Source organism: Pseudomonas sp. Z2-11, from assembly GCF_054161305.1.
The window spans coordinates 4,206,285-4,218,938 of record NZ_CP096395.1 but is presented as its reverse complement, the minus strand read 5'-3'; the positions used below and the strand labels follow the sequence as shown (position 1 = coordinate 4,218,938).

General features: G+C 61.9%; 9 protein-coding genes. 4 read left to right on the top strand and 5 right to left on the bottom strand.

The genetic code is table 11. The features are described from left to right. Positions 1-237 precede the first annotated feature (237 nt). Positions 238-813 (bottom strand): ANTAR domain-containing response regulator, encoded by a 576-nt coding sequence (locus M1E16_RS18645; protein ID WP_047737436.1) that lies wholly within the window; start codon positions 811-813, stop codon positions 238-240. A gap of 14 nt (positions 814-827) precedes the next feature. Further along, positions 828-2,039, bottom strand: a complete 1,212-nt coding sequence (locus tag M1E16_RS18640; protein ID WP_434697262.1) for a CmpA/NrtA family ABC transporter substrate-binding protein — start codon at positions 2,037-2,039, stop codon at positions 828-830. Positions 2,040-2,272: 233 nt separating this feature from the next. On the opposite strand from M1E16_RS18640, the gene M1E16_RS18635 reads away from it, so the two are divergent. Then, positions 2,273-3,292 (top strand): quinone-dependent dihydroorotate dehydrogenase, encoded by a 1,020-nt coding sequence (locus M1E16_RS18635; protein WP_434656661.1) that lies wholly within the window; start codon positions 2,273-2,275, stop codon positions 3,290-3,292. 166 nt (positions 3,293-3,458) lie between these two features. Here the strand turns inward: M1E16_RS18635 and rmf are convergent, their stop codons facing one another. Beyond that, positions 3,459-3,674 carry a ribosome modulation factor gene (rmf, locus tag M1E16_RS18630; protein ID WP_003223300.1) on the bottom strand — a complete coding sequence of 72 codons (216 nt, stop codon included), beginning with the start codon at positions 3,672-3,674 and terminating at the stop codon, positions 3,459-3,461. Positions 3,675-4,204: 530 nt separating this feature from the next. Between rmf and rlmKL the strand changes: the two genes are divergently transcribed. Both rlmKL and M1E16_RS18620 read left to right on the top strand, forming a co-directional pair. Then, positions 4,205-6,475 carry a bifunctional 23S rRNA (guanine(2069)-N(7))-methyltransferase RlmK/23S rRNA (guanine(2445)-N(2))-methyltransferase RlmL gene (rlmKL, locus tag M1E16_RS18625; protein ID WP_434672450.1) on the top strand — a complete coding sequence of 757 codons (2,271 nt, stop codon included), beginning with the start codon at positions 4,205-4,207 and terminating at the stop codon, positions 6,473-6,475. Positions 6,476-6,617: 142 nt separating this feature from the next. Then, positions 6,618-9,002 (top strand): sensor domain-containing diguanylate cyclase, encoded by a 2,385-nt coding sequence (locus M1E16_RS18620; protein ID WP_458128103.1) that lies wholly within the window; start codon positions 6,618-6,620, stop codon positions 9,000-9,002. 44 nt (positions 9,003-9,046) lie between these two features. Here M1E16_RS18620 and dacB read toward each other — a convergent pair whose 3' ends face one another. Beyond that, positions 9,047-10,513: a D-alanyl-D-alanine carboxypeptidase/D-alanyl-D-alanine endopeptidase gene (gene dacB, locus M1E16_RS18615; RefSeq protein ID WP_434697266.1), complete on the bottom strand. Its 1,467-nt coding sequence runs from the start codon at positions 10,511-10,513 to the stop codon at positions 9,047-9,049. A 234-nt stretch (positions 10,514-10,747) separates the two neighbouring features. Here dacB and M1E16_RS18610 point away from each other — a divergent pair, with 234 nt between their 5' ends. Beyond that, positions 10,748-11,089, top strand: coding sequence for a YggL family protein (locus M1E16_RS18610; RefSeq protein WP_458128102.1), 342 nt, complete (start codon positions 10,748-10,750; stop codon positions 11,087-11,089). Positions 11,090-11,255: 166 nt separating this feature from the next. Here the strand turns inward: M1E16_RS18610 and M1E16_RS18605 are convergent, their stop codons facing one another. Beyond that, on the bottom strand, positions 11,256-12,446 hold the full coding sequence (locus tag M1E16_RS18605; RefSeq protein WP_434697267.1) for a benzoate/H(+) symporter BenE family transporter: 1,191 nt from the start codon (positions 12,444-12,446) through the stop codon (positions 11,256-11,258). Between the last annotated feature and the right edge of the window lie 208 nt (positions 12,447-12,654).

Genomic DNA, 12,654 nt, shown 5'->3' with positions numbered 1-12,654 from the left:
GACGTCTTTGTCGTAGGTGGGGCAACCGCCGTTGGTTACCTGTGGGGTTGCTTAAGCGAGATCTGTGCCAACCTGCGAGGTTCGGGGGAGACCTTCGCGAGCAGGCTCGCTCCCACAGTCGATCGGTGGGGTGCACAAATGCTGTGTTCACCCAGACCCACATGGAATCAGAGTGTTCTCCGAACCTGTGGGAGCGAGCCTGCTCGCGAAGGCGTCTGGCCAGGCGCTACAAGGCTTTCAGCCGAGCAACTCGTTCATGGCAATGATCTGCTCCGCCACCTGGATCAGCTTCTGCTGGCGGCTCATGGCCTGGCGGCGCATCAGGGTGTAGGCCTGTTCCTCGTTGCAGTCCTTCATCTTCATCAGCATGCCCTTGGCCAGTTCGATGCGCTTGCGTTCGGCCAGTTGCTGGTCCCGGGCCAGGAGTTGCGCGCGCAGGGCCTGGTCGCTTTCGAAGCGGGCCATGGCCACGTCGAGGATCGGTTGCAGGCGTGCGGCATGGATGCCTTCGACGATGTAGGCGCTGACGCCTGACTTGATCGCCTGGCGCATCACATCCGGGTCGTGCTCGTCGGTAAACATGACGATCGGTCGTGGCTGGTCACGACTGACCAGCACCACTTGCTCCATGACGTCGCGCCCGGGTGACTCGGTATCGATCAGGATCACGTCCGGACGCACCGTTTCGACGCGCGCCGGCAGGTCGATGGTCAAACCGGATTCGTCGATCACCTCGAATCCGGCTTCAATCAGGGCCGCCTTGAGACGCCCGACTTTTTTCGCGGTGTCGTTGATCAGCAGGATACGCAGCATAATCGAGGCTCCTGTCAGCGGCTGGCGAGAAGGGGAGCCGCATCGCTCAAGGCGTGCAGTTTGAAGCTGCGGGCATACCCGACCGGGTCCGAGCCGTCCCAGGTCGTGCCGTCGATCAGTTGACTGCTGCGCATGTCCTGGCGAGGCGACGTCACGCCCAGCGCCGCGCAGGCTTCACGATACAGCTTGAGCTGTTGGACCTGGCGGGCCACGGCCAGGTAGTCCGGGTCTTCGCGCAGCAGACCCCAGCGCCGGAACTGGGTCATGAACCACATCCCGTCGGACAGGTACGGCAGGTTCACCTCGCCATCCCCATGAAAGCGCATGGCGTGGGGATCCTGCCAGCTGTTGCCCAGGCCATCGGCATAAATCCCGAGCAGGCGCGGCTCGATGCAATCGAGCGGAGCGTCGAGATATTCCGGGGCGCTCAATAATTGCGCGGTACTGCGGCGGTTTTCAGTGCTTTGTTCGATGAAGCGGCTGGCTTCGAGGATGGCCATCACCAGCGCGCGGGCAGTGTTGGGGTATTGCTCGACAAACGCGCGGGTACAACCCAGGACTTTCTCCGGGTGGTCGGGCCAGATGGTCTGGGTAGTCGCCAGGGTAAAGCCGAGGTTCTGCTTCACGGCACTGGCGCACCAGGGCTCGCCGACGCAGAAACCATCGATGCGCCCGGCTTGCAGGTGCGCGATCATCTGCGGCGGTGGCACCACTACGCTGTCGACATCCGACAACGGATGGATGCCCTGGGCGGCGAGCCAGTAATAGAGCCACATGGCATGGGTGCCGGTGGGAAAGGTCTGGGCGAAGGTCAGTTTCGGGCGAGTTTGGTGCACATGCTGCTCCAGTGCCTCAGGACTGGTCACGCCTTGCGCCTGCAAACCATGGGACAGGTTGATGCTCTGGCCGTTCTGGTTCAGCCCCATCAGCACGGCCATGTCGGTCGGCGCGACGCCGCCGATCCCCAGGTGCACGGCATAAATCAGGCCGTACAGGCTGTGGGCCGCGTCGATTTCACCGCTGACCAGCTTGTCCCTCAGGTTGGCCCAGGAGGCCTGGCGCTTGAGGTTCAGCGTCAAGCCGTAGGGCTGGGCGAAGCCCTGGGTGGCGGCCACGACCACCGGGGCGCAGTCGCTCAGGGCCATGAAGCCGAGGTTGACCGCGCTCTTTTCCGGGGCATCGCTGCCATTGACCCAAGCCAGGGGGGTGGCTGGAATTTCGTTCATCGCGCATCACCTTCCGCATAAAAAAGCGCCGCTTCCGGGCCGAGGAAGCCGGACGACGACGCCGTTGTCCCTTAAATCAGTGTGGCGCTCATTCCGTCACTGGCATGGGCGCCGATGACCAAAAGGGTGCAAGGCATATGCCAGCGCTATTGTTTTGTGCGGGCGCCTCGCTTGCGTTGCCGTTGCCCGGCTATAATCGCCGCCTCATTTCGTCGCCCGAGTCAAAGCCGCCCATGTACACCCTGGCCCGTGAACTGCTGTTCAAACTTTCCCCGGAAACTTCCCATGATCTGTCCCTGGACCTGATCGGCGCGGGTGGACGTTTGGGGCTCAACGGGTTGCTGTGCAAGGCCCCGGCAAAATTGCCGGTGACAGTCATGGGCTTGGAATTTCCCAACCCGGTCGGCCTGGCCGCCGGCCTGGACAAGAATGGCGCGGCCATTGACGGGTTCGCCCAGCTGGGGTTCGGCTTCGTTGAAATCGGCACCGTGACGCCGCGTCCGCAGCCGGGCAATCCCAAGCCACGGCTGTTCCGTTTGCCACAGGCCGAGGCAATCATCAACCGCATGGGCTTCAACAACCTGGGCGTCGATCATTTGTTGGCCCGTGTGGCTGCTGCCAGGTACAAGGGTGTGCTGGGGATCAACATCGGCAAGAACTTCGATACGCCGGTGGAGCGCGCCGTCGACGATTACCTGATCTGCCTGGACAAGGTCTACGCTCACGCCAGTTATGTGACCGTCAACGTCAGTTCGCCGAACACGCCAGGGCTGCGCAGCCTGCAGTTCGGCGATTCGCTCAAGCAACTGCTGGCCGACCTGGCGCGACGTCGCGCGGAACTGGCGGTGACGCACGGCAGGCATGTGCCGCTGGCCATCAAGATTGCCCCGGACATGAGCGACGAAGAAACCGTCCAAGTGGCCCAGGCCTTGATCGAGACCGGCATGGATGCGGTGATCGCCACCAACACCACGCTGGGCCGCGAAGGTGTAGAAGGCCTGGAGCATGGTGACGAGGCGGGCGGCCTGTCCGGCGCTCCGGTGCGCGACAAGAGCACCCACACGGTGAAAGTGCTGGCCGGCGAATTGGCGGGACGCTTGCCGATCATCGCGGCGGGCGGTATTACCGAAGGCCGGCATGCCGCCGAGAAAATCACGGCAGGGGCGAGCCTGGTGCAGGTTTATTCCGGGTTCATCTACAAGGGCCCGACGTTGATTCGCGAGTCGGTGGATGCGATTGCCGCGTTGGGTTGATTCCCAAGGCTGGTCACCGAACAGATCCCATGGGTTTTGTCATGCCCATTAAAAAGGGCTCCTCAAGGGAGCCCTCTGGGCCGTAGCCCGCCGCCCGGATGGGACGTGCGTGGTTAAAACGATTTGAATATCAGATTGTCGGGTTTTTGATTATCAGGGCCCTGTGTCAGCCGACGGCGTGAAGTTCGTTGAGTCTGTGGATACCCGCAGTGCCGGTCATACCGTCCCAGTTGTCGCCGCGTCCTTCTCGCCAGCCGTTGATCCAGGCTTGACGTACCGACGGTAGAGTAAAGGGGCAAAGCTCACGGGATTTACCACCAACGCCATATTGGTAACCGCGTAAAAATGCTCTTTCCAACGGATCACGCTTAAGTCTTCTCATAGGGTGTTGCCCTCACTTGTTGACTGTTGCTTAGCGTCGACCTCTATCGAGGCCGGGGCAGAATCATTCTGCCGTTGGTGGCTCGTTGCCGGCGTGACGAGCCAAGGGTGTTGACGCCGTTGCGACGTCAACCTGTGGTGAGTTCTAACCAAAGCGTCACATGGATGGAATGATCGTTTTGTCATAAGCACGTAACAAGAAAGATGTTAGTGCGATAAGTAACATCATGTTCGGCGCCCGCTTTTGCGTCAGACCCCTGTATGATCAGCCCTGCGCCGAAGGGCGGTCGCCGATGTCGAATGAGAATGTCCCCCCGTTGCACTCGGGTACTATTCGACGAAAGGGACGACTTTTCACAATTTGTTGCACAGAATTTTCTATCTGTCCTCGCATCTAAGCTCTTTGAACCTGAGCGGCGAGTACGGAACGGCACACGTTCGTGCCACGCGGGTGCTCTTGAGAAAAGCACCTGATTGAACCCGGCCCGGCAATGCGTTGCCCGGCCCACTTAGCCAAAGGCTCTGAATCCCATGTCCGATCGTTTCGAACTCTTCCTCACTTGCCCCAAGGGCCTCGAAGGCCTGCTTCTCGAGGAAGCCGTCGGGCTTGGCCTTGAAGAGGCGCGCGAGCACACCTCGGCCGTTCGTGGCATCGCCGACATGGAAACGGCCTATCGCCTGTGCCTGTGGTCGCGCCTGGCGAACCGGGTATTGCTGGTGCTCAAGCGCTTCGCGATGAAAGACGCTGAAGACCTGTACCACGGGGTGCTGGACGTCGACTGGCAAGACCACATGCTCGCCGATGGTACCTTGGCGGTCGAGTTCAGCGGTCACGGCTCGGGCATCGACAACACGCATTTCGGCGCCTTGAAGGTCAAGGACGCCATTGTCGACAAGCTGCGCACGCCGTCGGGCGAGCGGCCATCCATCGACAAGCTCAACCCGGACCTGCGCATCCACCTGCGCCTGGACCGTGGCGAAGCAATCCTGTCCCTCGACCTTTCGGGCCATAGCCTGCACCAACGTGGCTATCGCTTGCAGCAGGGCGCCGCCCCGCTGAAGGAAAACCTCGCCGCCGCCATCCTGATTCGCGCCGGTTGGCCACGCATTGCCGCCGAAGGCGGGGCACTGGCGGACCCGATGTGCGGCGTCGGCACGTTCCTGGTGGAAGCCGGAATGATCGCCGCCGACATGGCGCCGAACCTGCGTCGCCAGCAATGGGGCTTTACCGCCTGGCTCGGCCACGTGCCGGCGTTATGGAAAAAACTCCACGAAGAAGCCAGCGAGCGCGCCGCCGCCGGGCTGGCCAAGCCACCGTTGTGGATTCGCGGCTACGAAGCTGACCCACGGCTGATCCAGCCGGGCCGCAACAACGTCGAGCGTGCGGGCCTGAGCGAGTGGATCAAGATCTATCAGGGCGAAGTCGCCACCTTCGAGCCGCGCCCGGACCAGAACCAGAAGGGCCTGGTGATCTGCAACCCGCCGTACGGCGAGCGTTTAGGCGACGAAGCCAGCCTGCTCTATCTGTACCAGAATCTCGGTGAACGCCTGCGCCAGGCCTGCCTGAACTGGGAGGCCGCGGTGTTCACTGGCGCGCCGGACCTGGGCAAGCGCATGGGTATTCGCAGCCACAAGCAGTATTCGTTCTGGAACGGCGCCTTGCCGTGCAAGTTGCTGCTGATCAAGGTGCTCCCGGATCAGTTCGTCACCGGCGAGCGTCGCACCCCGGAACAACGCCAGGCCGAGCGTGAACAGGCTGTCTACGATCAAACCCCTGAAGTACCGCAAGAGCGCCAGTACAACAAGAATGGCAACCCGATCAAACCGGCCCCGGCGCCAGCCCCTGTGGTCGAGCAGGCGCGGTTGAGCGAAGGCGGGCAGATGTTCGCCAATCGCCTGCAGAAAAATCTCAAGCTGCTGAGCAAGTGGGCCAAGCGTGAAGGCGTCGACTGCTACCGGGTCTATGATGCCGACATGCCGGAATATTCCATGGCCATCGACCTGTACCACGATTGGGTGCACGTCCAGGAATACGTCGCGCCGAAGTCCATCGACCCGGAAAAGGCCTCGGCCCGGTTGTTCGATGCGCTGGCCGCCATTCCCCAAGCCTTGAATGTCGACAAGAGCCGTGTCGTCATCAAGCGCCGCGAGCGCCAGAGCGGCACCAAGCAGTACGAGCGCCAGAGCGCCCAGGGCAAGTTCACCGAGGTCAACGAGGGCGGCGTGAAGCTGCTGGTCAACCTCACCGACTACCTCGACACCGGGTTGTTCCTCGATCACCGGCCAATGCGCTTGCGGATCCAGAAAGAGGCCGCCGGCAAGCGCTTCCTCAACCTGTTCTGCTACACCGCGACCGCCAGCGTCCATGCCGCCAAGGGCGGGGCGCGCAGCACCACCAGCGTTGATTTGTCGAAAACCTATCTGGACTGGGCGCGGCGCAACCTGTCGCTCAACGGTTTTTCCGACAAGAACCGCTTGGAGCAGGGCGATGTCATGGCCTGGCTTGAAGCCAGTCGCGACGAGTACGACCTGATCTTCATCGATCCGCCGACGTTCTCCAACTCCAAGCGCATGGAAGGCGTGTTCGACGTGCAGCGCGACCACGTCCAGCTGTTGGACCTGGCCATGGCGCGCCTGGCGCCGGGTGGCGTGCTGTATTTTTCCAACAACTTCCGCAAGTTCCAGCTCGAAGACAACCTGGGCGAGCGTTACGCCGTGGAGGAAATCACCGCCGGGACCATCGACCCGGATTTTGCCCGAAACAGCAAGATTCACCGCGCCTGGAAAATCATGGCGCGCTGACCGGCGGTCGATTGGATCCATGCAGGCCTTGAAATTCAAGGCCTGCAGGCGTTTTTGGGACTGGCAAAAGTAATGGCAAATAGCTATAACTTAGTGTGTGACCGGGGCTGGACCAATGCCTGGTCCTTTCTGAGTCATGTTTATGGCATTACATCAGGTGCGTCCCAGGATCCTGGGCTTTATCAGCGAAGATGTTTCAGCATGGCTCGTGGCTTGCGTCGTCCTGATGGCAGGCCTGCTGCTGACCGGTTTGTTGGCCTGGGGCACGTTGAAGCAGTTCAACCAGCAATTGCGCCAGCGCTTCGAATTGCTCGCCGAAGAACGCTATAGCCGCCTCGAAGAGCGTTTCCAGGACCAGGAGCAACGTCTCGACAGTCTGAGGCGGTTCTTTGTCAACTCCGCGGGAGTGTCTGGCGCCGAATTCCATGGCTATACCGAAGCACTCTTGCGGCGTACCCGGGCCTTTGCCTGGGCGCCACGGGTGCTGCGGGGTGAGCGCCAGGCATTCGAGCAACAGGCACGAGCCGAAGTATCCACTACCTTTACCGTTCGTGAACGAGACGAGGCCGGAATCCTGCGCCAGGCCGCTGAGCGGAATGAATACGCGCCGCTGCTGTATATCCAGAGCCAGCCATCCTATGGCGCGCCGCTGGGCCTGGATCTGCTTTCGCATCCACTGCGCCGTGCCACGCTGGAACGGGCGCGCCAGCGTAACGCCCTGGTAGTTTCCGAGCCCATTGATCTGATCGGGAGCGATCCGGCCTTTGCCCGAGGTGTGATGCTGGCGGCGCCCGTTCTCAAGCCTCTGGCCAGTGAGCCGTTCGGCTACGTGGTGGCGGCCATCAGCATGCGCCAGTTGGTCGCCGATGGGCTGCCGGAGGCGGAGGATGACAGTCTGACGATGCGTGTGATTGATTCCGCCCACGATACCCCTTGGGAAGTCCTGTTCGAAACATCCAATCGACCGGGTAAAAGCGAGCTGTCGGCGGTCCGGATGTTGCGCCTGGCCGATCATGACTTCCGCGTGGAGTTGCGGCCCAGTCTCGCGTTCCTGTCGAACAATCATTCCAGCGTCGTGAGCGTCACGGTGTTGGGCGGGCTGCTCAGCCTGATGCTCAGCGTCTTGCTGTATACGTTGGTCAGCCAGCGACAGCGGGCCTTGGCGCTGGTGGAACAGCGCACCCGGGAACTGCATGCCCGGGAGTCGGAACTGCGCGGCACCCACGGCCAATTGAAGGGCGTGCTCGACGCCGCGACGCAAGTCGCGATCATCGCGACCGACCTGCGCGGTGTCATCACCACGTTCAATGCCGGCGCCGAGCAGATGCTCGGCTACCGCAGTTGCGATGTCCTGCAGAGCATGACCCTGGAAAGTCTTCACGTTCCGCGGGAGCTGCAGCATCGGGCCGCACAGCTGGCCGTGCGTTTCGGCAAGCCAATCCCGACGTGCCATGCGATGCTGCTCGAAGGCGGTGAGCAGGGCGGCCAACAGGCTCGGGAGTGGACCCTGGTGCGCCGCGACGGCAGCCACCTGACGGTCAACATGCTGGCCACGCCCGTGCTCGACGACCAAGGGTTGTGGGTCGGGCACCTGGCAATCTGCATCGACGTCACCGAACGCAAGCGCGTCCACGAAGCCTTGGCCGCACGGGACCTGCTGTTGAAAAAACTCAGCGCCCATGTCCCCGGCGGCATCTATCAGTTCAAGATGGACTTTACCGGTGAGTTCAGCGTGATCTATGCCAGCGACGGCATCCGCGACATCTACGAACTGGAGCCTGACGTGCTGGTACGGCACGCCGAAGCGGTGTTTTCGCGCATCCATCCGCTGGACAGCGCGCGGGTGCGTGCTTCGATCCGCATCTCGGCAGATACATTGAGCCCGTGGCGCGAAGAGTACCGGGTGCAACTTCCGCAGCGCGGTCTGCGCTGGGTACGCGGAGAGGCCACGCCCGAGCAATTGCCTGGCGGCGGTGTGTTGTGGCACGGCTATGTCTCGGACATCTCCGACCTCAAGCGCGTGGAAGAAGAACTGCGGGCACTGTCCATCACCGACGCCTTGACCGGCATTCGCAACCGACGCTATTTCCAGGAGCGCCTGACTTCGGAGATGGCCCGGGTTGAACGGGGCTCCGGCGAGCTGGCGGTCATCATGCTCGACATCGATCACTTCAAGCGCATCAACGACCAGCATGGCCATGCGGTGGGTGATCGGGTGTTGCAGGCGGTCTGCCAGCGCATCACCCAACGGCTGCGCCGCACCGACGTATTCTGCCGGTTGGGCGGCGAAGAGTTCGTGGTGCTCTGCCCGGATACGGACAATGAAAGTGCCTACACCCTGGCGTTGGGGTTATGGGACGGCCTGCGGGGTTCGCCGATCGACGACATCGGCACCATCACCGCCAGTTTTGGCATCGCCAGCTGGCGCGTTGGCGAAGGTGCCGACGCGCTGCTGTTGCGCGCCGACTCAGGTGTGTACGCGGCGAAGCAGGCCGGGCGGGATCGGGTCGAGGTGCAGTTGGGCTAGCCAACCTCACCCCAAGACACATCCGGCCTGGTGTTGGGGCTGGCTCAGAGCACCGACGCCGTCTGCGGCAGTTTCGGCTGGCGATACAAGTCCAGCAGCACCTGGTCGAGCACGGAGGAGGCGCCCCATGGCTTCGGATCGTTGAGGATCGCCACGACCGCCCAGGTATTGCCATTGATGTCGCGGCTATAGCCGGCAATGGCGCGGACTGTGTTCAACGTACCGGTCTTGACGTGCGCTTCGCCGGCCATGGCGGTGGTCTTGAGGCGTTTGCGCATGGTGCCGTCAGTACCGGCGATGGGCATCGAACTGATGAATTCCGCCGCATACGGGCTGCGCCATGCCGCTTGCAGCATCGCCGCCATTTCCCGGGCGCTGACCCGTTCGGCGCGGGACAGGCCGGAGCCGTTTTCCATCACCAGGTGCGGCGCGGTGATGCCTTTCTTGGCCAGCCACTGGCGCACCACTCGCTGCGCAGCCTTGGCATCGTCGCCGTCGGCCTCGTTGCGAAACTCCGCGCCCAGGCTCAGGAACAGTTGCTGGGCCATGGTGTTGTTACTGTATTTGTTGATGTCGCGGATGATCTCCGCCAGGTCCGGGGAGAACGCCCGGGCCAGCAGCTTGGCGTTCTTCGGCGTCGCGGCCAGGCGGTCGCTGCCCTGGATGCTGCCGCCCAGCTCCTTCCAGATCGCTCGCACGGCGCCAGCGGTGTAGGTGGCATGGTCGAGCAGCGACAGGTAGGTCTGGGAGCTGCAACCCTCGCCGAGTTGGCCGCTGACGGTCACGGTCATGCTGCCGTCCGCCTGGGCCACCGGGTTGTAGCGCACGCCACCGGTGCATTGCTTGGAGTTGGCGGCCTTGACCACGTTCTCGATGCGGATGCTGGCGATGGGCGGTTCGACCGATATCAGCACCCGGCCAGCATCATTGCGCGCCACGAAACGCAGCGCCTTGAGGTTGACCAGCAGCGAATCGGGCTTGACCAGGAAGGGTTTGTTTTCGTCATTGCCGTCGTCGTTGAACTCGGGCAATTGCGGCTGGATGAAGAAGCTGCGGTCCAGCACCAGGTCGCCGGTGATCTGCTGCACGCCGTTGGCCCGCAGGTCACGCATCAGCAGCCAGAGCTTTTCCATGTTCAGCTTGGGATCGCCGCCGCCCTTGAGGTACAGGTTGCCGTTGAGAATGCCCCCGCTGAGGGTGCCGTCGGTGTAGAACTCGGTTTTCCACTGATGGTTCGGCCCGAGCATTTCCAGGGCTGCGTAGGTTGTCACCAGCTTCATGGTGGACGCCGGGTTCACCGAGACATCGGCGTTATACAGCGTCGGGGTGCCGGGGCCGTTGAGCGGTACCATCACCAGGGACAGGGCGTTGTCTTGCAGTTTGCTGTTCTTCAGGGCCTTTTGCACATTCGGCGACAGGGCGGTGTTGATGGTGGCGGCTTGGGTGGAGACAGGCAGGGCCAAAGGAAGAAGAAGGCTGGCCAGAAGCAATGGGCGCAAAGATTTGATCATGTGAAATAAAACCCTACAGGCGAGGGGGAAAAGAACGAGGACATGAAAATGAACGCCCTCAACGGTCATGAAAGTGTCGGCATTATGCCCCAAGGCGCAACGGCTTGTGCCGTGCCCAAGCCCAGCGAAGCGGTATTTTTTTACCGGCGGTAGGCGGACTTGCCCGATCAGTCGGGCAATCGACGCACCAAACTGGTAAAGTGCCGGCCGTTATTACTTATGAGGATTGTTCCAATGGCGACTAACCGTTCCCAGCGTCTGCGCAAAAAACTGTGCGTGGATGAATTTCAAGAGCTGGGTTTCGAACTGAACCTGGATTTCAAAGAAGATCTGGCCGATGAGGCTATTGACGCTTTCCTCGACGCTTTCCTGAAAGAAGCCATGGAAGCCAATGGCCTGGGCTATGTCGGCGGTGACGACTATGGTCTGGTCTGCCTGCAGAAGCGTGGCTCGGTGACCGAAGAGCAGCGCGCTGCCGTTGAAGCCTGGCTCAAGGCCCGTCCTGAGCTGACCGGTGTTGAAGTCAGCCCGCTGATGGATGTCTGGTATCCGGAAAAGCCGATCAACAAGGCTTGATGGTCTGAAAAAAACCGGCAACCCGTTTGGGTGCCGGTTTTTTTGTGCCTGTCGGTTGGGTAATTGTTGTCCTTCAGGCCGCTTTGGCGAGCAGGCTCGCTCCCACATTGGGTCGGTGTTCACACATCTCCTGTGGGAGCGAGCCTGCTCGCGAAGCTTTCAAGATTCAGGCACTCCGCCAGTTCAGGATGAGCAAGGTCACCACCCCCGCTACAATCCCCCAGAACGCCGAGCCGATGGAAAACAGCGTCAACCCCGACGCCGTGACCATGAAGGTGATCAACGCCGCTTCCCGTTCCTTCGCTTCGCTCATGGCGATGCTCAGGCCATTGATGATCGAGCCGAACAGCGCCAATGCCGCGATGGACAGCACCAACTCCTTGGGCAGCGCAGCGAACAGCGCCGCCAGCGTGGCGCCGAAGACCCCGGCAAAGCCGTAGAAAATCCCGCACCAGACGGCTGCCGTGTAGCGCTTGTCGCGATCTTCATGGGCATGTGGCCCGGTGCAGATCGCCGCGCTGATGGCGGCGAGGTTGATACCATGGGAACCGAATGGCGCCAGCAACAGCGACGCAACGCCGGTGCTGGTGATCAATGGCGAGGCCGGTACGTTGTAGCCGTCGGCGCGCAGCACGGCGATGCCAGGCATGTTCTGCGAGGTCATCGCCACCACGAACAGCGGGATACCGATGCTGATGGTGGCCCCCAGGGAAAATTCTGGCGTGGTCCAGACCGGTGTCGCCACTTCCAGGGCGAAACCGCTGAAGTCGAGAAGCCCGAGCAAGCCCGACAGGGCAGTGCCGACCAGTAGCGCGGCCAATACCGCATAACGCGGCGACAGGCGCTTGACGATCAGATAGGTAAAGAACATCCCCAGCACCAGGCCGGTGCGATGTTGCGCAGCGACAAAGATCTCGCTGCCGATCTTGAACAGGATTCCCGCCAGCAGCGCGGCCGCCAGCGAAGCCGGAATGCGCTTGACCAGACGCTCGAAGCTGCCGGTCAGGCCACAGATCGTCACCAGCACCGCACAGGTGATGTACGCGCCGATGGCTTCGCCATAACTCACTCCGCCCAGGCTGGTGATCAGCAAGGCTGCGCCGGGGGTCGACCAGGCAATGGTGATTGGCGTGCGGTAGCGCAGCGACAAGCCGATGGAGCACACCGCCATGCCGATGGAGATGGCCCAGATCCATGATGAAATCTGCCCGCTGGTCAGCCCCGCCGCCTGCCCGGCCTGGAACATCAGTACCAGTGAGCTGGTGTAGCCGGTCATCATGGCGATGAAACCGGCGACGATGGCCGAGGGCGAGGTATCGGCCAGGGGGCGAAGTGGCGCGGTGCTGATTTCGGTCATGGTGAGCGGTTGTCCTTGTTGTAGATTGGCTGGACTGGCGGAGCCACGGATTGCCGGATCAAGCCTAAACTCAACGCAGTTGTCGATTGCAATACAGCCATGCCCGCAAAGAGCCGTACAGTCGTGTTGCCATCAGAGGTTGTGTACAATCGCCGTGTTTATTACGCGATACTTGCCAGCGACCCGCTGTGCCGTATTACAGTCACGG

Bases quoted from the DNA above. Each gene is read 5' to 3' on its own strand.
- M1E16_RS18645 (WP_047737436.1), bottom strand. From the start codon at position 813: ATGCTGCGTATCCTGCTGATCAACGACACCGCGAAAAAAGTCGGGCGT.
- dacB (WP_434697266.1), bottom strand. From the start codon at position 10,513: ATGATCAAATCTTTGCGCCCATTGCTTCTGGCCAGCCTTCTTCTTCCT.
- M1E16_RS18620 (WP_458128103.1), top strand. From the start codon at position 6,618: ATGGCATTACATCAGGTGCGTCCCAGGATCCTGGGCTTTATCAGCGAA.
- rlmKL (WP_434672450.1), top strand. From the start codon at position 4,205: ATGTCCGATCGTTTCGAACTCTTCCTCACTTGCCCCAAGGGCCTCGAA.
- M1E16_RS18610 (WP_458128102.1), top strand. From the start codon at position 10,748: ATGGCGACTAACCGTTCCCAGCGTCTGCGCAAAAAACTGTGCGTGGAT.
- M1E16_RS18635 (WP_434656661.1), top strand. From the start codon at position 2,273: ATGTACACCCTGGCCCGTGAACTGCTGTTCAAACTTTCCCCGGAAACT.
- M1E16_RS18640 (WP_434697262.1), bottom strand. From the start codon at position 2,039: ATGAACGAAATTCCAGCCACCCCCCTGGCTTGGGTCAATGGCAGCGAT.
- M1E16_RS18605 (WP_434697267.1), bottom strand. From the start codon at position 12,446: ATGACCGAAATCAGCACCGCGCCACTTCGCCCCCTGGCCGATACCTCG.
- rmf (WP_003223300.1), bottom strand. From the start codon at position 3,674: ATGAGAAGACTTAAGCGTGATCCGTTGGAAAGAGCATTTTTACGCGGT.